We start from the raw sequence: 21582 nt of genomic DNA on the forward strand, positions 1-21582 counted from the left end.
ATGCCGGCCCGCTGACGACGACAACGGTTTTCAGGAAGCGTCCCAAGAGGTGAAGCATGGCCGGAGGCCTGCGCGTAGGCGACCTGTATGTGGCGGTGACAGCCTCGGTGGGCGAGGCCTTGTCCAACCTGGGCAAGGTGGTGGAAGCCGTCGAAAAGGCCGCCAAGCAGGTGAAGGAGAAGTCCAAAGGCCTGGGGGAGATTGGCGCGGCGGTGGCGGCGGGGATTGCCGGTGCCGTCGCGGCGGCGTCCAAGTCCAACGCAGCCATGGCGCGCGAGACGGAGCGGATGACGTCGCTCCTCTACACGCTGGCGGCGGACGTCGGCGACGCCTTCCTGCCGGTAGTGCAGCGCATCGCAGACGGCGTCGAGTGCGTGGTGGCGAGCTTCCAGTCCCTTTCTCCAGAGATGAAGGCCGCCGCGTCGGACGTGCTGGTGTGGGTCGCCGCAGCGGGCCTTGCCGTTGGAGCGTTGGGGAAGGTGGCGAACGTAGTGGAAGGCGTGGCTACGGGCGCTGGCGGGCTGGTGAAGGTGCTGGGCCTGCTCAACAAGTCCGTGGCCCTGGCCTCCCTGGCCGCTTCCATGGACAAGGTGACGGCCTCAATGGGCGGAATGGTGGCGAGCACGCCGTCTGTCACCGGCAGCCTGGGGCGCCTGGCCCTCTCCACCGGAAGCCTGCTGGTGCCGCTCGCGGCGGTAGCCGCAGCCGTTGCGGCGCTGGTGCTGCTGGCGGGCAGCGTCTACGCCGCCTGGGAGGACAGCAGCACGGGCCTCGCGGACTTCTTCCGGGACATGGGCGACCAGCTGGCGACGTGGGCGGGCCGCATCGCGGACGGCTTCTCCCGTGCCTTCCTGGCGCTGGGCGACTTCGTGAAGGGGGCGGCCCTTTCCGTCCTGGACGGCGTCGCTGCGCTGGTGCGCGGCGTCTCTCGCCTCTTGGAGCCGGTGGCGCGGCAGGCGGGCTTCCCGGAACTGGCCGCCACCTTCCGGCAGGTGTCCACCGTCACGGGCCGGGAGCTGCTGGAGACGCTGGGGCAGGGCGCCCAGGTGCTCTGGGACGGCGCACGGCAGACGGCGGTGGCGGTGGGGGACGCGGTGGCCGGTGCGGGGCGTGAGCTGGAGGAGAGCGTCGCCTATGGCCTGCGCACCAGCGCGGCGGGCGCGAAGCGCCTTGGCGCGGACCTCGCCCGGGCCCTCAACCTGGAGGGCGTCACATCGCAGATTCATGCCCTCCTGGCGAAGCTGACAGGTGGGGGCGCAGCACAGGGCAAGGCGCGCATCCGCAAGCCCACGGACAAGGCCGCCCTGGAGGCCGCCCAGAAGCAGGAGGCGGCGGAGCAGGCCGCCATGGCGAAGCTCCAGGCCCAGGCCAACGAAGAGTCGCGCAAGGAGTACTTGGCCAGCATCCGTGCGGAGGAAGCCGCCGGCGCCGCTGCCTTCCACGAGATGCGCCTGGAGGCGGAGAGCCTCGCCGCTGAAGCGGAAGCGGCCATGGAGGCTGCCAGGGAGTCGCTAGTGGACCGATTCATCGGCGGCCTGGGCCAGCTGGGCGACCTCATCAACGCGGGCGTCCAGGGCATGGAGGCGGGCGGTGTCTACGGCGCCATCATCGCCGTGGTGGGCGAGTTGCTCATGCAGTCCGAAGGCTTCAAGGGCGTCATCGAGTCCGTCAACACGCTCATCCAGAAGGTGGCCGACTCGCTGGGCACGCTGCTGGAGCCGCTCCAGCCCCTGCTCAACGCGGTGACGATGGTGGTGGACGGCTTCCTCTCCGCACTGACGCCTGTCTTCGAGATGCTGGGGGAGGCGATTGAACCGCTGGTGCCGCCGCTGGTGGTGCTGGGCGACATCCTGAAGGGCCTGGCGCCCCTCTTCGAGGTGCTGGGCCGCACCTTCCTGCTGATTCAGCAGCCGCTCAGCATCCTGGGCGGACCCGTCATGAAGGCCCTTTTCACGGCGCTGAAGTTCGTCGGCAGCGTCGTCCTCACCATCGCGAAGGCCATCAGCGAAGTCTGGAATGCCGTCATCGGCGCGGTGCAGGCCGTCATTCGCGCCATCTCCAGCCTCATCGACTGGACGGGCTTTGACGGGCTGAAGAAGTTCGCGCGCTCGCTCAACAAGCTGAAGGTGGACACCGACAGCATGGACGACTCCCTGCGCGTGCTGGAGGACACGACGTGGGACTCGGCGAAGGCGCGTGCCGAGGAAACCGCCCAGGTGGAGGAGCACACGAAAGCCGTGGCCCGAGCCACAGCGGCCCTCTCCAATGTGCCAGCCGCGTGGAAGGTGGCGCTGCGCCGCTTCGAGGCCGAAGACACGCAGGATGGCCCCACGGTGCCGTCCAAGCCGAAGCCCTCACCCGAGGCGCCTGATGCCGGGGAGCCGGAAGAGGGCGCCCCGTCCTTGCCCAGCGGACCGGTGCCGGGATGGCTCCTCGGCATGTTCCCGCCCGCCATTCAGCAACTCCTCTTGGGGCAGGTGCCCGCGACGCCTGCGGTGCCGGGATGGCTCGGCAGCTTCCTGCCTCCTGGCTTCAGTGGGGGAGGGCAGGTGCGTGCGCCGGAGACGGGCAACGTCTCCGCCATGGCCGCGCCCGTCACCTACAACATCACCGGCTACGACATCGACGCCGCCATGGAAGCGACGCGGCGGGACGAGTCGCTGCGCCAGCAGCGCGCGAGCATCCGCGTGGCTGGCAGCCGCGTGCGCCTCTCCGCCTTCTGAGGACCCCCATGCCGCCCGCCCTGGCCCTTTCTGGAATCCCTTTGCCCGTCTCGGCGGAGCGGGGCCTGACGTACACGCCGACGCTGCTGGGCGAGCACCGCCGCACCTTCTCCGGGTGGCTGCGCAGCAGTGAGCGGCGCGAAGTCTTCACCCTGGCGGGCAACACCGGGCCCCTGACGCAGGAGGAAGCCCGCGCGTACCGGGGGCTCCTCAAGGGCGAGGGCCAGGTGTGGAGCTTCGAGGACGGGCTGCGCAGCCAGGCCTTCCTCTCGCCGAGCGCCATGGTGGGCAACGTGTGGGCGGTGGAGGCCATGGGCCGCTTCGGCGGGTGCCTGCTTATGGATGCGGAGGCCAGCGTCACTTTCCCCACGAGCTTCGGAGCGAAGTGGACGGTGGCCTACTGGTGGAAGCGCCAGGGGACGAAGGACAGGTGGCTCCACCACATCCACCGCGCGGGCGTGGGCCTCAGCGTCAACGGAGTGCCAAGCACCAAGCCCCACGCGGACGGCTTCCTCGTCGTGGACGGCGCGGGCCAGTTGCCCCAGGGCGCGGTGACGCTCGGTAACGCGGGGGCTGAGGGCGAGCTGCTGGTGGATGAGCTGGTGGTGCTGCCGTGGGTGGCGCCCGCGTCGTGGGTGGCCCCCTGGTTCGCTGCCGGCGAGTCCTTCGGCGCGCCGTACCCGTACCACCGGGCTTCGGGCGCTGCCCTCTACGAACCGCTGCCCGTGCTGGGCCGGGTAGGGACTGGACGCGCGGTGCAGTGGTGGGAGGGCGGAGTCCTCGTCCTCGGGCAGGAGTTCGACTTCGAGTTGCAGGAGCGCTGACGCATGCGGCCCCTCTCTTCCTTCCAGGCGGCCCTGCTGGGCAGCCGCTCCGGCTATTCCACCCACCCGCGCGTCTGGGTGCGCGACGCGGCAGGGGCGTGGCGCGGCCTACACACCCTCCTGGGCTTCGACTGGGTGCTGGGCGTGCGCGTCAACGACAAGGTGGACGCGCCCGTGGCCGAAGCGGAGGTGTCTCTGTTGCGCAGCAGCGCCGCTGGAGCACGTCTCTCCCTTTCACCCCTGGTGGTGCAGTCGCTTGCCAACACGTCGGACGCGGGCACTTTCGCGCCGCTGCTGGTGGAGGGCGCCTACTTCCGCGTGGAGCTGGGCCTGGCGCCGCTCGCCACCACGCCGAAGGAGGCGGACTACTTCGAGGTCTTCCGAGGCCGCATCGATGAGGTGGACGCCGGGCCTGACGAGCTGCGCGTCATTGGCCGCGACCTGGGCGGCCTGCTGCAGGACACCTTCATCGAAGTGGAGCGCGAATACGGCAACGACACGGTGGGCGTGGCGGTGCAGTCCATCATCCAGTCGCTGCTGGACGACAACGGCTTGGCGTCCTTCGCGCTCTTCACGCCAGTGGACCCCATGTCCCAGCGCGGCCGGTATGTGCAGAAGGTGGAGCCGGTGCTGGACGCGGCGCGCACTCTGGCGCAGCGGATTGGCTGGGACTGCCGCATGCGCTGGCAGCCTGCCGCGAGCGCCTATGCGCTGACGCTCGCCGCACCCAACCGCCTCCAGCCGGAAGAGGACTGGGCCTATGGCCCGGACGAGTACGGCAACCTCGATGGCGTGACGCGGCAGCTGGCGGACATCCGCACGGACGTGGAGGTCGTCTACAGCGACAAGTTTGACTTAGACGCCTCGGGCACGCCGAAGCGGAAGACTGTGACGGCCAGCAACCCCACGGCGCGTGCGCAGGTGGGACGTCGCTGGATGCAGGTCGCGAACGACGCCCTCGACAACATCGACACGGAGCCCGAAGCCCAGCGACTGGCGGACGCGGCCATCGCGGACCTCTCCGTCTCACCCCTGACCGTCACCATGACGGTGGATCCGCACCCCGGCCTGGAGCTGGCGGACCTGGTGCTCGTGCTGCCGGATGGCGTGCGCCTGGACACAGCGCAGCGGCTCGCGGTGCAGGAACTGGAGCACCAGTGCGCCACGGACGGCACGGCACGCATGAAGCTGGTGCTGCGTGGCCAGCCCTCTACGTCGCTGCGTGAGTGGCTGGAGCGCGACAGCCGGCCGGGCATTGCCCCCAGCGCCACCTTCACGGGCCCGGCCGCGCCGCAGGAGGTGAGGGCGACGCCGACCGTCAACGGGTGCGTGGTGACGTGGACCCCCGCCACCACGGGGCCGGCCTGGGACGAGTACGAGGTACACGCGTCGCGCACGCCGGGCTTCCAGCCCTCGGAGGCCACCTTCCAGGGACGTGCCTCGGCGACGCGGTTCCCGCTTCCCGACTTGCGTCCCGGTGCCACGTACTACTGCCGGGTCGTGGGCCGCGACGCCTCGGGCAACCTGGGCGCGCCATCCGCCGAGGTGTCCGTCACCACGGCCTATGTGACGCCCGCCACGTTGCAGCCCGCCGTGGCTTTCGGGGAGTCCCCACCCAACCCCGACTTCGAGGCGCACTCCTTCGAGGAGCTGCCGCCAGACGCCTGGACGATGGGCGTGGGGCTCTGGGGCGCGCATGCCCAGGTGACGGCGGACGCGTACACGGGCGCGCGTGCCGTCCGGCTGGTGGCGAACGGCACGCGGCTGGACGCCCAAGCGATGATTGCGCGGCCTGGCGACAGGTACAGCGTGGATGCCCTCGCGAGGGCGTCACAGGTAGGGACGGCCTTCTCCGTCCAACTTGTCTGGTACGGCGGCGCCTTCAACGTGTTGGGTACGGTGAGCACGACAAAGATGCTGCCGACGAGTGGCTGGGAGCGGATGACAGGCTTCCACAACGCGCCTGCCGGGACGCGCTACGTCCAGGTACGCCTGCTGGCCCTGGCGACGCAGGGCGCGCCGTGGGTGTACGTCGATTCGGTGCGCGTGGACCGCATTGGCGGCCTCGTCGAGCCGTGGGCGGCCATCCGCACCGGGCAGATTAGCGACCTGTCGAATGGCTGGGTGGCATGGGATGCCGCCAACTGGCCCCTGGGCTTCTACAAAAATAGCGACAACGAGGTGTCCGCACGCGGCCTCATCTGCCCTGGGACAGTGGGCTACGTGAACGCGTACCGCTTCCCGGTGGGCTATCGGGCCAGCTCCAACCGAATCCTGGCACTGCCGACGAGCCACGGCTTCGCCATGGGACAGCTCAACGTGGACGGTGGCCTCCAGGTCTTCAGCATGCCCACGGGCGCGGCCTGGGTGAGCCTCGACGGAGTACGATTCCGCGCGGAAGGGTGATGCACGCCACATGTCGAAACTCGCCCCCATTCAGTGGGGGATGATTCCCAATCCTGACCTCTTCTCCCGCATCGACTTGCAGTCCCTCTACCCGCCTTTCGCGGCGGTGATGGGGGAAGTCATCGCCCGTTGCCGAGCGCGCGGCGCGGACTACGTCGCCACGCGCGGCTACGCCACCTTCGCTGAGCAGCGCGCGTTGCACCTGCGCTACCTGAAGGGGGAGGGCGGACGCGCGGCGCCGGAGGGCCTCTCCGCGCACAACTACGGCCTGGCGAACGACTTCTGCCGCGATGCGGACGTGGACCGCCCGGGACTCCAGCCGCGCTGGGACGGGCCGGCCTACGCCATTCTGGGCGAGGAGACGCGCCGCGCGGGCCTCGCCTGGGGCGGCTCCTTTGGGGACGCGCCGCACTGCCAGTGGCCGGGCCTCGTGAGCGGCAGCCAGTTGGAGCCCGTGCGCGGCCTCTTCCACTCGGAGCCAAGGGGTAGCACGGACGCGCAGCGGCTCGCCGCCGTCTGGCGCTTCCTCGACACGGTGCGCTCGCTGCCGGAGTGGCGCGCCATGCACCCGGCGCTTGCCGCCTCGCTGGCGCGACTCGGCTTCTGACTTCCCGTGCGGCGCTTCCGCCGCACCTCACCCACGAAAGGCATGCCCATGCTGCGACGTCTCGCCGTCCTCTCCCTTTGCCTCGTCTTCCCCTCCGTCGCCTTCGCGCAGGCGAGCGGCACGCCCGACCCGGGCAACATGGAGGCCTTCGCGCGCCTCATCCTCGACGCGGTGACGGCCCGCAACTGGGCCCTCGTCGCGTCCCTGGCCGTCATCGCCCTCGTCTACGTGCTGCGCCGCTTCGTGGGGGCGTGGTGGCCGGTGCTGCGGACGGCGCGGGCGGGCGCGGTGCTGGCGCTGCTGCTGTCCGTCGCGGGTGCGGTGTCCAACTCGCTTCTGGCGGGCGAGTCCTTCACGGTGGCCCTGCTGCTGAAGGCCATCGCCATTGGCCTGAGCGCGGCGGGTGGCTTCACCGTCATGAAGACGCTCCTCTTCGGGGACGCCGTGGAGGACGCGGTGCGCGAGGCGGGAGAAGTGGCGGCCGGGGAGATTGCCGGCAAGGCGGCGGCGGTGGCCGCCCTCAGCGCACTCCAGCTGGGCGACAAGCGGTGAGGGGCCTGGTGCTGGCGCTGGCCCTGCTGGTGGCGGGGCGTGCGCGTGCGGAAGGCGAAGTGCTGGACGTGGTGCGCGCCACCGTGACGCTTCAGGACGGGCGCACGGTGACCGTCTCCGAGGGCTGCTGGCTGTCCACGGAGCGCTGCATCCTCACGGCTCGCGAGCTGCGCCGCCTCCAGGCGGAGAACGAGGTGCTACGCCAGCAGCCGCGCCCCGTTCCTGTCCTGGCTGTGGTGCTGGCGGTGGTACTCGGCGCCGGGGCAGGCTTCGCCCTCGCGCAGGTGCGGTGATTGCCCTTTAGAGTCCGTGATTGTGGACTTTAAAAGTTAACTGCGCTCAAACTCCTCGGGTGGCGCCGCCGCGCCTTTCTCCCGCCTCCCGAGGAGCCATGTCCGACACGACGACCGATGACCTGGCGCGCACCGAAGCCTCCGCGCGCCGCAGGCAGCTTCCGCCGACGCCTGCGCGGCCCCTGCACCTCTTCACCATCGACGGCATCCGCTACGAGGCCGTCCGCGAACTGGTGCTGATGCAGACGGGGGAGTTGCTGATGCTCGCTCAGCGCTTCACGGAGCGCGGCAACAAGCTGCCCGGCTTCTGTTTCGTGCGGCGACTGGCGAACCCCTCCACCTTCATGCAGCGCACGCGGCTGGGGGAGGAGATTCAGCTGGCCTTTCGTTTGCGCCATCCGGCCATTGCCACGGTCTTCCACCGCAAGGTGCATCAGGGCGCGCTGCACGTCGTCATGGAGTACGTGGATGGCCCCTCGCTGGAGACGCTAGTGAGTGCGGGTGTTGCGCGCGGCCGGCCTGTCTCCGAGGCCTTCGCCCTCTACGTCGGCGCGGAAATCGCGGAGGCCCTGCACCACGCGCACACGCTGACGGACACGGACGGCAAGGCGCTGGGCGTCATCCACCGCGACGTCAACCCCCGGCACGTCTACGTGGGGACGCAAGGCGAGGTGAAGCTGACGAACTTCGGCGCGGCGTACTCGTTGGTGGTAGGGCGCGAGGAGTCGCCCGCGAGCCTCGTCCGAGGCGACGTGGCGTATGCCTCGCCGGAGTACCTGACGCGGCAGCCATTGACGCCGCGCTCCGACGTCTTCGGCCTGGGCGTGCTGCTGGTGGAACTCTTCACTGGCAAGCACCTCTTCGACGTGGAGGACGTGCCGGGCCCACTCCAGGGAATGGCCCCCCTCCAGCCGGAAATCATCCCCTCCCTGCCGCTGACGCAAATGCGGGTGCTGCTGGCGAGCTTCGGTCCGGAGGACGTCGAGGAGGCCGTGGCCTCACTCTCTCCGGACGTGAAGTCCATGCTGCATGTCGCGCTGCGCGCCAACCCCGAGGAGAGATTCGCCACGGCGGCGGACATGCGCGACGCGATGCGCGTCGCCCTGGCGAGGCGGCACCCGGGCTACGGTCGGCAGGAGGCCGCAGCGGAGTGGGCCCAGGTGCTCGCGGAGGGCAGCGTCCTTCGCGACGAGGTGGAGTTCGGAGAGGAAGGCTTCTTCCCCGAGGGATTGGACACCCACGAGTTGGAGGGCTTGAAGCGGGAGTAAGGCTTCAGCGCGCCAGGGCCGTGGCGACGTGGAGGAGAGCCGCGAGGTCCTCCGCATCCAGCTTGCGCGCGAGGTGGAGGAGGCGCCGCAGCTCCGGGGCGTCCTCTTCCTTGGGCTTGGTCTTCGTGCCCTTGCGCACTTCACCCGTCGCGGTGAGCCCCATCAGCTTCTCGGGGGACACCTGCAACTCCCGGCAGAGGCGGTAGAGGGAGGGGACGCTGGGGAGCATCTTCCCGCGCTCCAGGCGGTTATAGACGGGGTGCACCAGCCCGATGCGCTCCGCGACTTCGGCCTGCGTCAGGCCCAGGTGCTGGCGGGCGGCGCGGGCCTCCGTGCCGATGGTGATGCCGAGTTCCTCATTCATGGCGGGCGCAGCGTAGCCGAGGGCGCGCACGGCCGGGCCGCTTACCGGGACTCGGAAGGAGAAGGAGCAGCGCCCGCACCAGGGGCTCGTCCAACTGGCGCACGCGATGGAGGAGTTGGTGCCGCGCAGGAAAGTCGTCGGAAGGAGCGTGTGGCTCATCAACTCGTCCGGCGTGACGCCCAGTGCGCAGCACAATGGTCGGCCAAAGGTGAATGCTAGAGGTGGGGTGGAGTTGGATGGACTCCATGAGTCCTTTCTGGTGGGCGCTGCCAGAGGGAGGGATTCCCGGGCTTCTCACGCTTCTGGTAGGGTCCGCGCCCCGCTGGGAGGACGCATGCGAGAGGCCTGGGAGCCCGAAGGAAGGACGCGATGATGCGGGGGCCACCTCCGGCCGTGCTGTCTCCTGGGGCCCAATTGCTGGGCTACACGGTGGAGCGCCAACTGGGGCAGGGCGGCTTCGGCACGGTGTATCTCGCGCACTGCGACGGCCAGCGCTTCGCCCTGAAGCTGCTGCACCTGCCGCGCGTAGGGGAGAGGGCGGAGCGTGAAGTCTCCATCCTCACTCGCCTGCACTTCCCCAACGTGGTGCGGATTCTGGGCCATGGCTACTGGCCGGTGGCCCAGCCGCAATTCGCCGTCATCGCCATGGAGTACGTGGAAGGGCGTCAACTGGACGCGTGGGCCGACGCGGAGAACCCCACGGCGCGGCAGGCGGCGCGCGCGCTGCTGGGTGTGGCACGGGCGCTCGCCGCTGCCCACGCGGAAGGGGTGGTGCACCGGGACGTGAAGGAGGCCAACGTCATGGTGCGCGCCTCGGACGGCCTGGCCAAACTGGTGGACTTCGGCATCGGCGACTACACGGGCGCGCGTGAGCTGACGGCGGACATCCTGCCGCCCGGGACGGTGGACTACCGCTCTCCGGAGGCGTGGCGCTTCCTGCGCGCTCACCTTGAGGCACGGGACGCCCGTTACACAGCAGGCCCGGCGGACGATTTGTGGGCGCTGGGGCTCGTCTCTTACCGGCTGCTGACGGGGCGGTTTCCCTTCGATGGCGAGGATGGCGCCAGCTTGACGGAGGCGATTCTCTCCAGCGCGCCCACGCCGCCGCACGAGGAGAACGAGCGGGTGCCCCAGGCGCTGAGCGACGTGTGCATGCAGCTCCTGGAGAAGACGCCCGAGGCTCGCACTCCGAGCGCCCAGGCGCTCTGCGAGACGCTGGAGCAGGCGCTGCGCGGTGCGGATGCGACGTGGGATGTGCCGCTCTGCGACGCCTACGACGAGGACTCCGCGACGACGGAAGGGGAGGACATCGACAGCTTCGAGCAGTGGCGGCACGAGCCCCGGCACCGCCCTCGTCGAGGCAAACGCATTCCCCGGGAACAAGCGCCGGCAATGGGCGTAGCTGCGGTGGCGAGCGAGGTGCCGCCTCCTGCGACGACTGTGCGTATGCCGTCTGCGCGGCGTGCATCCTTCCGCGCCTGGGCGGCGCTCGCAGCGGTGCTCGTCCTGACGGGGGCAGCGTGGGGCTTCGGGACGTCGCGCGTCGCGCGGCCTGTCCCCACCCGTCAGGAAGTAGCGCCCTCTGGCAAGTCGTCTCAAGCTGACCGCGCCGCAGCTCCCACCGGGCCGGAGGCCACCGCTGCGGCCGTCGCTCTCCCCGCGACGCTCCAGGAGGTTTCAGCCACCGTGACGACGCAGCCGAAAGAGACGCAGCCCCTTCAGCTCCCCTCGAAGCCCACGAAGAAGGGCATGAGCGTCATGGCCCGTACTGTCGGAATGGCGGCGGCGTGCACGGCGCTCGGCTGTCCAGGGCCGCAGGTGCGTCCTGCGCCTCCGCCCGAACCGTGCCCGGCCGGTGCAGAGAAAGCCATGCGGAAGCTTGGAGTCCGAGAAGGATCAAGCCATCCGATTACTTTCGTCTTGAAGGGCAGCCCTAGAGTGATTTCGATCGGGGAAGGCCCTGTAGAAGTGATGTTGGTGGCCGACTGGTTTGGCATGCCGGACGGCACAATGCTCGCGGGGCGGAGCATCGTGCGTGACCGTGTCTACGTTCGGCTCAATTGGGCAACAACTCCGCAAGGCGACAGCTTTCCCGTATGCCTGGATGTTGTAGGCGGGAATGACTCCGACAGGGGCCTTGCGCGGGAACCGGGAGATAACTCTCCCTCTCGTGCCCGCATCTATTCGAGCAATTACGCGGAAGCCGTCAGCGAATTCAAATAGCGGTCAGGCAGGGAGTCATTTCTGAGTGTATTCGCCAACCTGGGTGGTCCCTCTTCTGTGCCTTGTTGTTGGAGGAACGGCGCTAGCGCAGGCGGAACGAGAGGATGGCGTTCAGACAACACGTCGGATTGAGTTGGCTGAGACAAGCGATACGATTCCGGAGGTGCAGATCAGTGCGGGACTCTCGTCAGTCCTGCTCTTTGATTCGGAGCTTGCTCGCGAAGGAGTCGAGCTAGACGGGCGGGAGCACTTTTCGCTCTTGGAGGTTGGCCAGACGGTCATCCGGCTCGTCCCCTCGCCGTATCAACGCCCTGGTGAACGAGTTCGCCTGACTGTGCGCTTCCGAGATGGCGCGGCACCTCGGCAGGCAATTTTCCTTCTCAAGGTTCATCCTGTTCGGGCCGAGGCGATTGTCGAAGTGTATCGACAGAAGCGAACGCTGGAGACCTACCAACAGGAGCTTCGAGAAGCCCGCGCAGCGGCGCTCCAGTGCCAGAACGAAAATACGCGGCTGCTCGCCGAGCGCGACCTGCCTGCGGGGCTGATCGGTCTCCTGGCAACAGGCATCATGGACCGGAAAGGTGCGGCGGGGCGCGACCTGCGCGTGACCATCCGTCAGGGAGCCGAAAGAGGGGTCGAGGTGATCACCGTAGGCGCGTATCGAGCCGCCTCACGGGTTGCGGTGGACGCCTTCATCGAAGTCCCTGAAGGGCAGCAACCGTGGACTGCCACCGGCGCCACCCTCAAGAGCAAGGTGGGAAGGGAGCTGAAGGTTCTGCGGGTGTGGCAACAAGGGCCAATTGCACCAGCAAGTCGAGGGCGGGTGATCGTGGAGGCGGAAGGGCCTCCTGATGTTGCGGATCACGTCTTCTCGCTTCGGCTTTGGGAAGAAGGACCACGCGACATCACGCTGGGGAACGTGTCGTTCCCGTAGTCGGGCAGGTGCCGCCAGCGAGCCCCAAACTCCATCCGCACTAAGGTGGATTGAGGAGAAGGCCCAACTGTACGGGCCGACACTGGGGACTGCGACCGCTAAGGGACCGACGAACCAGAGTGCGTTACGCGGCATCGGTAACGCAGTGGTAACGCCACCGAGCGGTCAGAAACGAACGGGGTTGGACGGTTTGACCCGTCCAACCCCGCGTTTTTACTTGTCCCCGACGGGATTCGAACCCGTGTTACCGGCTTGAAAGGCCAGCGTCCTGGGCCTCTAGACGACGGGGACGTCGTCACTGCTTGAGTCGCGGGGGGCTCGAACCCCCGACCCTCGGCTTAAAAGGCCGGTGCTCTACCAGCTGAGCTAGCGACTCGCTATTCTTTTTTGCACCGGCTGCGGATCCGCCAGCGGCCCCGCGAGGCGCTTCCTACCAGCAGCGCCCGGGGAGTTCCACTGGCGATCGCAGGCGCCCCTTCCTGACACCGTCCGTCCTGGCCCTGGTGAACATCCGCCCCCAGCGCCCCTCCGCCCGTCAGGGCTCGGCGCTATACAAGGGGTATGTCCCAGGAAGTCTCCGAACCGCCCGACGACAGCCCCGAGGACGAAGAGGCAGGGGAGCAGGCCCCGTTCCGCCGCTACCTCACCCGCGCGGGCGCCGAGCGCATGCACCGCGAGCTGCTCCAGCTCCTCAACGAGGCCCGCCCCAAGGTCACCGCCGAGGTCTCCGCCGCCGCCGCCCAGGGCGACCGTTCAGAAAACGCCGAATACATCTACGGCAAGAAGCGCCTGAGGGAGATCGACCGGCGCATCCGCTTCCTCTCGAAGCGTCTGGATACCGCCACCATCGTCACCCCCTCGGAACAGGGGGATCGCTCGAAAGTCTACTTCGGCGCCACCGTGACCCTGGAGGACGAGGCCGGAATTCGCAGCACGTACCAGATTGTCGGTTCGGACGAGATCGACGCCTCCGGAGGCCGCATCAGCGTCGAGTCACCCATGGGCCGCGCGCTCCTTCGCAAGGCCCTGGGCGACACCGTGGAGGTGCGGCGCCCACGGGGTGAGATTGAACTCACCCTGGTGGACATCCGCTACGACTAGGACGCCCCCATGCCCCGGCCCCCCGAGCTCAGCGCCCATGCCCGCCGCACCTATTCGCGCCTGAACAGCGCGGACCTGGCCGCGTCCGCGGAGGAGTCCCTGTCCCTGGATGACCTGGGCCTGGAGGCCGGTGGCGACCGCGTGAGCCTGGCGTTCGGCACCTACAGCCGCGAGGGCCTGGAGCACGCCCTCCAGGCCTACGGCTTCGCGCAGCGCCTGGAAGAGCGCGTGGGCCCCGTCGAGCTGCGCCTGTCCTGCCAGGACCCGTTCCAGCCGCGCATCACCGTCCTGAGCCGCCGCTACCACTCGCCCGTCGTGGACCTGTCCCTGCGCCAGGCCGCGGGCGCGGAGGTCGGCTTCACCCGCACGGCCGCGGAGGCCCGGCTGCTCTTCGTGGACAGCCTCCTGCTGCAACACCCGGGGCGCCCCTTCGACTGGAACCGCCCGCCGCTCCCCGGGCAGCTCCACCCCGGACTCTCCCTGTCGCGCGACCTGCTGGAGCTCCTGCACCTCATGGCCCGCCGCATCGGCGCGGAGGGCGTGGCGCTGATGCCCGCGACCTTCTCCGCCGCGTGCGTCTACGAGCGGAGCTTCACCTTCGCGGACGGCGCCGCGCAGGGGCACTTCAGCGCCCTTCGCCGCGCGGGCCGAGGCTGGCCCCGCTGGCTCCTGGCGTGGGCGGTGGAGCTGGGCTGCATGCGCGACGCCCAGGGCCAGCCGGCCCTCTTCACGCCCAAGCCGATGATCAGCCCCCTGTCCCGGCGGGTGGCCCGGCGGCTCGACACGCGCGGCTGGCAGCGCGCATGGCGCCTCCACTCGAAGCAGGTCCTGTCGCTGGACGAAGAGTCGCTCCAGGCGCGCTTCCCCTGGGCCCGCATGCCCCCCGGCCCTCCGCCGGAGAGGGTGGTGGAGGTCCTGGGGTATGATCCGCTGGCGCCCGCGTCGCCGTACCAGGACGCCTGCGAGCCCGCGCCCGCTCCGCTGCGCACGGCCGCGACCTCCTGAGGGCCCGCTGTAGCGCCCTGTTCCCCTCGCCGGAACGGCCGTGCTGTTTCGGACGGACCTTCGCGCTTTCAGACGGGAATGCGGCTGGTGGCCCCTCGTTCGGTGCCTATATTGAGCGGCGTTGGTCCTCCATGGTCGTCGCTCGCCGTCAGCAATCGCACCCGAACCAGGTCAGGTCGCGAAGCCCTCGATGCGAAAGAACTTCATCCTCGACACGAACGTCCTCCTCCATGACCCCCGCAGCATCTACGGGTTCAAGGACAACAACGTCATCATCCCCATCTACGTCATCGAGGAGATCGATCAGTTCAAGCGCGATCTCTCCGAGCTGGGGCGCAACGCGCGGCTGGTGGCGCGCTACCTGGACTCCTTCCGCGCCGAGGGCTCCTTGAAGGAGGGCGTCCCGCTGCCGCACGGCGGGATGCTCCGCGTGGCCTTCACCGACCGTTCGCTGCCGTCCTCCATGGCGGACGGCAACCTGGTGGACAACCGCATCCTCGCGGTGGCCCTGGACATGATGGAGACCGAGCCGGAGACCCAGGCCGTCTTCATCACCAAGGACACCAACCTGCGCATCCGCGCCGACGCCCTGGGCCTGTCCGCCCAGGACTTCGACACCGAGCGCGTGGAGATCACCGACCTCTACACCGGCTTCACGGAGCTGCTCGTCCCCACGGAGATGGTGGATCAGCTCTACAAGCCCGGCGGCGAGGTGGAGGTGCCCGCCCAGGACCGGCTCTTCCCCAACCAGTTGGTGCTGCTCAAGGACGAGCTCAACCCGTCCCACACCGCCATGGCCCGCTTCAACGGCGCCAAGGCGCGGCTCGTGCCGCTCGCGCGCAACAGCAAGGAAGGCACCTGGGGCATCCGGCCGCGCAACATGGAGCAGGCCTTCTGCCTGGACCTGCTGCTCAATGACGACATCAAGCTCGTGACGATCGTCGGCAAGGCGGGCACGGGCAAGACGCTGCTCGCCATCGCCGCGGGCCTGCAGAAGGTGACGGAGGAGGGGCTGTACCACAAGCTGCTGGTCAGCCGTCCCATCTTCCCCCTGGGCCGGGACATCGGCTACCTGCCCGGCAGCGTCGAGGAGAAGCTCAACCCCTGGATGCAGCCCATCTTCGACAACGTCGAGTTCCTCATGAACCTGAGCCGCGCGGACAAGAAGGCCGGGCGCGGCCACCATGAGCTCATCGACCTGGGGCTGATGGAGATCGAACCGCTCACGTACATCCGCGGGCGCAGCATCCCCAACCAGTTCATCATCGTGGACGAGGCGCAGAACCTCACCCCGCACGAGGTGAAGACCATCCTCACCCGCGTGGGCGACAACACGAAGATCATCCTCACCGGCGACCCGTTCCAGATCGACAACCCGTACGTGGACTCCACGAACAACGGGCTCGTCCACGTGGTCAACCGCTTCAAGAACGAGAAGATCGCCGGCCACATCACCATGGCCAAGGGCGAGCGCAGCATGCTGGCCGAGTTGGCGGCCAACCTGCTGTAGAGCGCCGAAGGCCCTCGCCTGATAGAGACGTGTCATGACCCAGGACGGCACCGACAAGCCCGACACCCCCGCCGAGGAGAAGAAGCCCCTCGTCGAGTACCCCTCCGTCTACGAGTACAAGGTGATGGGCAAGGCGACGGTCGAGGAGACGCCCGGCTTCGAGGAGCACGTGCGCTCGATCTTCCGGCGGAAGCTCGGCTCGGAGGTCTCCCCGGACTCCATCCACGTGCAGCACAGCCGCAAGGGGAAGTTCGTGTCCCTGAGCGTGTCCGTGCTGCTCCTGTCCGAGGAGCAGCGCCGGGCCATCTACGCCGAGCTGCACCAGGATCCGCGCATCGTCTACTACCTGTGAGGCAGGCGGTGCACGGGCGGATGCCCCAGGGTGCCCGGAGGCCGCCGGCGGCTGGAAGTCCGGCCGGGGTGCGTATATGAGGGTGGAATGAGTCCCGCCGAGCACTTCCCGCTGTACCACCCGCCGGGGGCGCAGCGCGCGTTCGGATCAGACGACGCCACGCGCCGCTTCGCCAAGGTGGCCCAGTTGGAGCAGGGCTCCCGCGTGCTGGTGCTCGGGTGTGGTCCGGAGGGCCACGCCGCCGTGCTGCTGGCCCAGGAGCTCAAGTGCTCCGTGGTGGCCGTGGACACGGACGAGGCCCTGGTGTCTCCCATCCGCGAGCGCGTGCGCACCCAGGGCCTGGCGGACCGCATTGAAGTGCGCCGCGTGGCGCCGGACGCGCTGGGCATGCTGGACGGTCCCTTCCACGGCATCCTCGTGCCGGGGCGCGTGCAGTACCCGCTGGACGTGGCGCTGCGCACGTTCCGCCCGCTGTTGGGCAAGCGCGGCCGCGTGGGCTTCACCTTCCCGGCGCGCGTGGGCCGCTTCACGCCCAAGCCCGTGCTGGACTTCTGGGAGAAGCGCCTGGGCGCGCCGCTGCTGTTGCCGCGCGAGCTGCTCCAGGCGCTGGAGAACGCCGGCTTCGAGCCGGAGTCCGTGGAGTCGCTGCACGACACGGAGCTGGACGCGCTCTACAAGGACATGGAAGCGCACCTGCCGGAAGGCGCCGCGCCGGAGAGCGCCACCTTCCGCGAGGAGCTGGCCCTGCACCGCGAGCACAACCAGAAGCCGGGCGTCAGCTACGCGTTCGCCGTGGGCCGCCGCAAGGAGCCGGGCGAGAAGCCCCCGGCGTCGCGCGACCGCGGCTGAAGTCCGCTGGAGTCTTGATGCGTGGGGGAGGGCCCGGGATGCCTGGGCCCTTCAACCGCCAGGGGACTACTGCACGCCGTTGAAGTCGAGCAGCTCGATGGACTCGGGCGCCACGGACAGGGTGACCTGCTCGCGGTAGCCGGCCGCGTCGCCGCCGACCTGGAAGGGCATGGGGCGCGCGAAGCGGATGGTGACCTCGCGGGCGTGGAAGTCGTGCAGCCCTTCCGGAGCCCAGCGGCCGTTCCAGAGGCGGGGCAGGTTGGCCAGCACCTGTGTGGGCGACACCTGGCCCAGGCGCAACTGCAGGAAGCCCCGGCGGTCATTCGCGTGGGGGAACATGCGGAAGCCGTAGCCGTAGAAGGGCATGGTGCCCGCGGCGGCCATCATCAGCTTGCCCCGGAAGAGCACCGCGCCCGGCGCCAGCGGCGCGCCCACCGTCTGGCCCTCCGCGCCCAGGCGGTAGGCCTCCGACGCGCCGTTGACGACCTCGCACTCCACCAGCACGGAGCTGGTGAGGTAGTGCGGCACCGTCTTGAAGGCCACCGCGGAGAAGTAGCCGCCACCGCCGGACATGACCCGCTTGAACATGCCCTTGCCCAGCGACTCCTTCACGGAGATGTAGTCGTTGAGCACCTTGCCATCCACGCCCAGGCCCGCGAAGGGCGCGCGCTGGCCGTCCACCTGCACCAGGTCCATGGTGCGCACGCTGGGGAACTCCGCCGCGCGGGCGCGCACCACGTCGTTGAGGATGCCGTCGCCCCGGGTGCTGGAGGCGTTGACGAACGCCGCGATGCCGTTGCCCGTGCCCAGCTTGAGGATGCCGAAGCGCGGCGCGGCCTGGCCGGCGAACTTCCCGCGCGGGCCCACCTGCTGCAGCACCTCGTTGACGAAGCCCATGAAGGTGCCGTCGCCGCCGCCGGTGAAGACGGTGGGGTAGCCCCGCTCCAGCACCGTCTGCGCGATGCGCCGCGCGTCCAGCGGCGAGCGCGACAGGAACAGGTCCTCCTCCGGCACCACGTGCGACAGCAGCTTGACGACCCGGGCGTCCACCTTGCGGGCGTTCGCGTTCAGCAGCACCGCGACCTTCGGTTCGGCGGACGGGAGCGCCGCGGGGGAGCGGCGGAAGTCCGTGGAACGCAGGGGCTGAACCAGCATGGACGACTCCAGAGGGGCGGGGAGCGGTATGACAGCGATGACGCGGTTCAGACTGTGCACTTTTCTCGCCAACCCCTGACGCGGGGTGTCAGGGCGGCGGGTTGAAGTGATTCCGAGGGGTTGAACGGTCCGCTGGTGTCCAAAATGCCCGCCCGGTTGCTACCGCGGGGTGACGGCGGTGTAGAGCGCGTTACGCACCCGTGGCGTCCGGATGGCGTTCAGGTGACGCGGGGGCGGCCGGGCCTGCGCACTGCGCTACGCAGCAGCCGTCATCACCTTTGCGCTGGGTGCCCGGGCCTACGGGGAAACCCGCCCTCGCGTTTGACAGGCCGGGGGGGGTGGTTACGTTGGGCTTACATCGGGATTTCGCAGGAAAAACGCAGTCTTTTCCAGAGGATGGGAACCGTGGGCAAGATTATCGGAATCGACCTGGGCACCACGAACAGCGTGGTGGCGATCATGGAGGGTCGCGAGCCCAAGGTCATCGTCAACGAAGAGGGAGCTCCCACCACGCCTTCGGTCGTCGCGTTCACGAAGGATGGGGAGCGCCTGGTCGGTCAGGTGGCGAAGCGCCAGGCCATCACCAACCCGGAGCAGACCGTCTACTCGGTGAAGCGCTTCATGGGCCGCCGTTTCGAGGAGACGACCGAGGAGGCGAAGCTCGTCCCCTACAAGGTGGGCCGGGGCCCCAACGGCGACGCGCGCGTGGACATCGCCGGCAAGCAGTACAGCGCGCCGGAGATCAGCGCGCAGGTGCTGCTGAAGCTCAAGCGCGCCGCGGAGAACTACCTGGGTGAGAAGGTCACGGAGGCGGTCATCACCGTCCCGGCGTACTTCAACGACGCCCAGCGCCAGGCCACGAAGGACGCCGGTGAGATCGCCGGCCTGAACGTGCGCCGCATCGTGAACGAGCCCACCGCGGCCGCGCTCGCGTACGGCATGGACAAGAAGAAGGATGAGAAGATCGCCGTCTACGACTTCGGCGGCGGCACCTTCGACGTGTCCATCCTGGAGGTGGGCGAGAGCGTCGTGGACGTGCTCGCGACCAACGGCGACACGCACCTGGGCGGCGACAACATCGACCTGGAGATCATGAACTGGCTGATCAGCGAGTTCAAGAAGGACACCGGGCTCGACGTCAGCAAGGACAAGATGGTCATCCAGCGCCTGAAGGAGGCGGCGGAGAAGGCCAAGATCGAGCTGTCCAGCGCGACGCAGACGGAGATCAACCTGCCGTTCCTCACGGCGGACGCGTCCGGTCCGAAGCACCTGAACGTGAAGCTCACGCGCGCCAAGTTCGAGCAGATGATTGGCCCGCTGGTGGAGCGTTCGCTGGAGCCGTGCCGCAAGTGCCTGAAGGACGCGGGGTTGGACCCCAAGGACCTCAACGAGGTCGTGCTGGTGGGCGGCACCACGCGCATCCCCATGGTGCAGGAGGCCGTGAAGCGGCTGTTCGGCAAGGAGCCCAACCGCTCCGTGAACCCGGACGAGGTCGTGGCGGTGGGCGCCGCGGTGCAGGCGGGCGTGCTCTCCGGCGAGGTGAAGGACATCCTCCTGCTGGACGTGACGCCGCTGTCCCTGGGCGTGGAGACGCTGGGCGGCGTGATGACGAAGCTCATCGAGCGCAACACCACCATCCCCACGCGCAAGTCGGAGACCTTCTCCACGGCGGCGGACGGCCAGACGCAGGTGGAGATCCACGTGCTGCAGGGTGAGCGCGAGATGGCGGGTGACAACCGCAGCCTCGGCCGCTTCCACCTGACCGGCATGCCCCCGGCGCCGCGCGGCGTGCCGCAGATTGAAGTGACGTTCGACATCGACGCGAACGGCATCCTCAACGTCAGCGCGAAGGACAAGGCGACCGGCAAGGAGCAGAAGGTCACCATCAGCCACTCGTCCGGTCTGTCGAAGGACGAAGTGACCAAGATGGTGGACGACGCGCGCAGCAACGAGGCCGCGGACAAGGCGCGCCGCGAGCTGGTGGAGGTGAAGAACCAGGCGGAGAGCCAGGCCTACGCCGCGGAGAAGATGATCAAGGAGAACAAGGACAAGCTCACCCCCGACGTGGCGAAGGCCATCGAGGACGGTGTCGCGGAGCTGAACAAGGTCCGCGAGGGGCAGGACAAGGACGCCATCAAGGCGGCCCTCGATAAGCTCCAGCAGGCCAGCTACAAGGCGGCGGAGGAGATGTACCGGGCCACCGGCGGCGCGCCGGGCGCCACGCCTCCTCCGGGCGCCGAGCCCTCCGCGGCTCCGGGCTCCAGCGCCCAGCCGTCCGCGAAGGACGACGTGGTGGACGCCGAGTTCCGCCAGTCGTAACGACGTGAGCCTCCCGCCCCTCGGCGGGGGCTGAAGTCCCAAGGGCCGGTGCTCCGACGAGGGGCGCCGGCCTTCTTCTTTTCTCCGCGGCGGTGGACGGGTGTGCCGCGCGCGGGATGAGGGCCGGGAGCAACCCCGCGAATTCACGCGGGCCCGGGGTGGCGGAGGCGCTGCAAGGGGTGGGCGGGTTCCTCGAAGTCCACCGCGAAGGTGTCCCGCCATGTCCCGCATCGACTCCCTGCTGTCCGGCGTCCTCCCTGAACTCGTCGCGCCCGAGGGCGCATCGCTTCCCCTGGCCCCGCGCTCGGAGGCGCCTTCACGGACGTCGGCCGCTCCGGCCAACTCCGTGGAGGTGTTTCGGGGGACCGGCGCGCCGGCCACCGCGACCTCCACGCGGGCGGCGCAGGTGGCGCCCCGGGCGCGGGAGGGCAACGGCTTCGACTTCGGCGTGGGCGGCGCGTTCCCGCCGAAGCCCACGGGCTCCATCCAGGAGCAACTGAAGCAGGGGGCGCGGCTCCTGGAGCAGACCCAGGCCGCCGCCTTCAGCGTGACGTTGGACAAGGGCGCCTCGATGGACGCCTACGCGCGCAAGCAACTGGGGCACCTGGACCCGAGCCCGCCCATCGCGGGGGCTCCCACGGCGCTCACCGACTACACCAGCACCATCCCCGGCGTGTCCGCGAGGGACGCCTTCGAGGCCTTCGTCAGCAACCCGGAGCTGCTCTTCGGCGCGGCGGGCATCTCGCTGCGGCCGGCGGCGAGCGCCCTGACGGATGGCGCCCGGCTGTTCCTGGAGGAGCAGGGGCCTCCGCCGGTGTGGGCGCCCATCACCGTGAAGCTCAACGAGACGGAGCGCGTCGTCCACATCACCACCCTGGACGGACACCCGCTGCGCGGCACCAACCAGTTCGTCTTCGACGACGACGGCAACGGCGGCACGCGCATCCGACAGTATTCGGCCTTCCAGGGCAGCTCCCCGGCGACGTCGGTGGGCCTGGCGCTGATGGATCCTATTGAACGGCAGCACGACATCTGGCGCAGCGTGCACGGGCAACTGCATGAGATGCTCAAGCCGCGTTGACATACTGGGTGTAAGG

Annotated in this window: 18 protein-coding genes and 2 tRNA genes; 16 read left to right on the forward strand and 4 right to left on the reverse strand. The window is 69.2% G+C overall.

From position 1 onward, the window contains the following. Positions 1 to 56 precede the first annotated feature (56 nt). The 7 genes from K8556_RS30270 (at position 57) to K8556_RS30300 (ending at position 8673) form a co-directional block, all read left to right on the forward strand. The gene (locus K8556_RS30270; protein ID WP_223743588.1) at positions 57 to 2723 is read left to right on the forward strand and encodes a hypothetical protein; all 2667 of its coding nucleotides are present in this window, start codon (positions 57 to 59) and stop codon (positions 2721 to 2723) included. Between the two features lie 41 nt (positions 2724 to 2764). After that, complete coding sequence (locus K8556_RS30275) at positions 2765 to 3547, forward strand: hypothetical protein (RefSeq protein WP_223743589.1); 783 nt, start codon at positions 2765 to 2767, stop codon at positions 3545 to 3547. Positions 3548 to 3550: 3 nt separating this feature from the next. Then, the gene (locus K8556_RS30280) at positions 3551 to 5953 is read left to right on the forward strand and encodes a fibronectin type III domain-containing protein (protein WP_223743590.1); all 2403 of its coding nucleotides are present in this window, start codon (positions 3551 to 3553) and stop codon (positions 5951 to 5953) included. A 40-nt stretch (positions 5954 to 5993) separates the two neighbouring features. Beyond that, complete coding sequence (locus K8556_RS30285) at positions 5994 to 6560, forward strand: M15 family metallopeptidase (protein WP_223743591.1); 567 nt, start codon at positions 5994 to 5996, stop codon at positions 6558 to 6560. A gap of 48 nt (positions 6561 to 6608) precedes the next feature. Next, positions 6609 to 7112: a hypothetical protein gene (locus K8556_RS30290; protein WP_223743592.1), complete on the forward strand. Its 504-nt coding sequence runs from the start codon at positions 6609 to 6611 to the stop codon at positions 7110 to 7112. Beyond that, positions 7109 to 7405 carry a hypothetical protein gene (locus K8556_RS30295; RefSeq protein ID WP_223743593.1) on the forward strand — a complete coding sequence of 99 codons (297 nt, stop codon included), beginning with the start codon at positions 7109 to 7111 and terminating at the stop codon, positions 7403 to 7405. The genes K8556_RS30290 and K8556_RS30295 overlap by 4 nt, the downstream gene beginning before the upstream one ends. 98 nt (positions 7406 to 7503) lie before the next feature. After that, positions 7504 to 8673: a serine/threonine-protein kinase gene (locus K8556_RS30300; protein WP_223743594.1), complete on the forward strand. Its 1170-nt coding sequence runs from the start codon at positions 7504 to 7506 to the stop codon at positions 8671 to 8673. A gap of 4 nt (positions 8674 to 8677) precedes the next feature. On the opposite strand, the gene K8556_RS30305 is transcribed toward K8556_RS30300, so the two are convergent. Continuing rightward, complete coding sequence (locus tag K8556_RS30305) at positions 8678 to 9037, reverse strand: helix-turn-helix transcriptional regulator (RefSeq protein ID WP_223743595.1); 360 nt, start codon at positions 9035 to 9037, stop codon at positions 8678 to 8680. A gap of 414 nt (positions 9038 to 9451) precedes the next feature. Between K8556_RS30305 and K8556_RS30310 the strand changes: the two genes are divergently transcribed. Both K8556_RS30310 and K8556_RS30315 read left to right on the forward strand, forming a co-directional pair. After that, a complete protein-coding gene (locus K8556_RS30310; protein ID WP_370639985.1) occupies positions 9452 to 11260 on the forward strand; it encodes a serine/threonine-protein kinase in 1809 nt (602 codons plus the stop codon). A gap of 43 nt (positions 11261 to 11303) precedes the next feature. Next, positions 11304 to 12194, forward strand: a complete 891-nt coding sequence (locus tag K8556_RS30315) for a DUF2381 family protein (RefSeq protein WP_223743688.1) — start codon at positions 11304 to 11306, stop codon at positions 12192 to 12194. Between the two features lie 218 nt (positions 12195 to 12412). Here K8556_RS30315 and K8556_RS30320 read toward each other — a convergent pair. Both K8556_RS30320 and K8556_RS30325 read right to left on the reverse strand, forming a co-directional pair. Beyond that, positions 12413 to 12485, reverse strand: a tRNA-Glu gene (locus K8556_RS30320). 12 nt (positions 12486 to 12497) lie between these two features. Continuing rightward, positions 12498 to 12570 (reverse strand) — tRNA-Lys (locus K8556_RS30325). A 185-nt stretch (positions 12571 to 12755) separates the two neighbouring features. On the opposite strand from K8556_RS30325, the gene greB reads away from it, so the two are divergent. The 5 genes from greB to K8556_RS30350 all read left to right on the forward strand — a co-directional run bounded on the left by greB (position 12756) and on the right by K8556_RS30350 (position 17011). Continuing rightward, the gene (gene greB / locus K8556_RS30330) at positions 12756 to 13295 is read left to right on the forward strand and encodes a transcription elongation factor GreB (protein ID WP_223743596.1); all 540 of its coding nucleotides are present in this window, start codon (positions 12756 to 12758) and stop codon (positions 13293 to 13295) included. Positions 13296 to 13304: 9 nt separating this feature from the next. Then, positions 13305 to 14300 (forward strand): deacetylase, encoded by a 996-nt coding sequence (locus tag K8556_RS30335; protein WP_223743597.1) that lies wholly within the window; start codon positions 13305 to 13307, stop codon positions 14298 to 14300. 190 nt (positions 14301 to 14490) lie between these two features. Continuing rightward, positions 14491 to 15810, forward strand: a complete 1320-nt coding sequence (locus K8556_RS30340; protein WP_223743598.1) for a PhoH family protein — start codon at positions 14491 to 14493, stop codon at positions 15808 to 15810. Positions 15811 to 15844: 34 nt separating this feature from the next. Next, complete coding sequence (locus K8556_RS30345) at positions 15845 to 16162, forward strand: YbeD family protein (protein ID WP_223743599.1); 318 nt, start codon at positions 15845 to 15847, stop codon at positions 16160 to 16162. Between the two features lie 87 nt (positions 16163 to 16249). Next, positions 16250 to 17011: a cyclopropane-fatty-acyl-phospholipid synthase family protein gene (locus tag K8556_RS30350; RefSeq protein ID WP_223743600.1), complete on the forward strand. Its 762-nt coding sequence runs from the start codon at positions 16250 to 16252 to the stop codon at positions 17009 to 17011. Positions 17012 to 17077: 66 nt separating this feature from the next. On the opposite strand, the gene K8556_RS30355 is transcribed toward K8556_RS30350, so the two are convergent. After that, complete coding sequence (locus K8556_RS30355; protein ID WP_223743601.1) at positions 17078 to 18166, reverse strand: diacylglycerol kinase family protein; 1089 nt, start codon at positions 18164 to 18166, stop codon at positions 17078 to 17080. Between the two features lie 405 nt (positions 18167 to 18571). Between K8556_RS30355 and dnaK the strand changes: the two genes are divergently transcribed. After that, positions 18572 to 20485, forward strand: coding sequence for a molecular chaperone DnaK (dnaK, locus tag K8556_RS30360; protein ID WP_223743602.1), 1914 nt, complete (start codon positions 18572 to 18574; stop codon positions 20483 to 20485). Between the two features lie 220 nt (positions 20486 to 20705). Further along, positions 20706 to 21566, forward strand: coding sequence for a hypothetical protein (locus K8556_RS30365; RefSeq protein ID WP_223743603.1), 861 nt, complete (start codon positions 20706 to 20708; stop codon positions 21564 to 21566). The last annotated feature ends 16 nt before the right edge of the window (positions 21567 to 21582 follow it).

The organism is Corallococcus sp. AS-1-12, assembly GCF_020036995.1.
Classification (GTDB): domain Bacteria; phylum Myxococcota; class Myxococcia; order Myxococcales; family Myxococcaceae; genus Corallococcus.

Coding starts and splice junctions, on each gene's coding strand:
- K8556_RS30280 (WP_223743590.1), top strand. CDS start 3,551: ATGCGGCCCCTCTCTTCCTTCCAGGCGGCCCTGCTGGGCAGCCGCTCC.
- K8556_RS30305 (WP_223743595.1), bottom strand. CDS start 9,037: ATGAATGAGGAACTCGGCATCACCATCGGCACGGAGGCCCGCGCCGCC.
- K8556_RS30300 (WP_223743594.1), top strand. CDS start 7,504: ATGTCCGACACGACGACCGATGACCTGGCGCGCACCGAAGCCTCCGCG.
- K8556_RS30285 (WP_223743591.1), top strand. CDS start 5,994: ATGATTCCCAATCCTGACCTCTTCTCCCGCATCGACTTGCAGTCCCTC.
- K8556_RS30290 (WP_223743592.1), top strand. CDS start 6,609: ATGCTGCGACGTCTCGCCGTCCTCTCCCTTTGCCTCGTCTTCCCCTCC.
- K8556_RS30335 (WP_223743597.1), top strand. CDS start 13,305: ATGCCCCGGCCCCCCGAGCTCAGCGCCCATGCCCGCCGCACCTATTCG.
- K8556_RS30270 (WP_223743588.1), top strand. CDS start 57: ATGGCCGGAGGCCTGCGCGTAGGCGACCTGTATGTGGCGGTGACAGCC.
- K8556_RS30365 (WP_223743603.1), top strand. CDS start 20,706: ATGTCCCGCATCGACTCCCTGCTGTCCGGCGTCCTCCCTGAACTCGTC.
- K8556_RS30345 (WP_223743599.1), top strand. CDS start 15,845: ATGACCCAGGACGGCACCGACAAGCCCGACACCCCCGCCGAGGAGAAG.
- K8556_RS30355 (WP_223743601.1), bottom strand. CDS start 18,166: ATGCTGGTTCAGCCCCTGCGTTCCACGGACTTCCGCCGCTCCCCCGCG.
- K8556_RS30350 (WP_223743600.1), top strand. CDS start 16,250: ATGAGTCCCGCCGAGCACTTCCCGCTGTACCACCCGCCGGGGGCGCAG.
- greB (WP_223743596.1), top strand. CDS start 12,756: ATGTCCCAGGAAGTCTCCGAACCGCCCGACGACAGCCCCGAGGACGAA.
- K8556_RS30340 (WP_223743598.1), top strand. CDS start 14,491: ATGCGAAAGAACTTCATCCTCGACACGAACGTCCTCCTCCATGACCCC.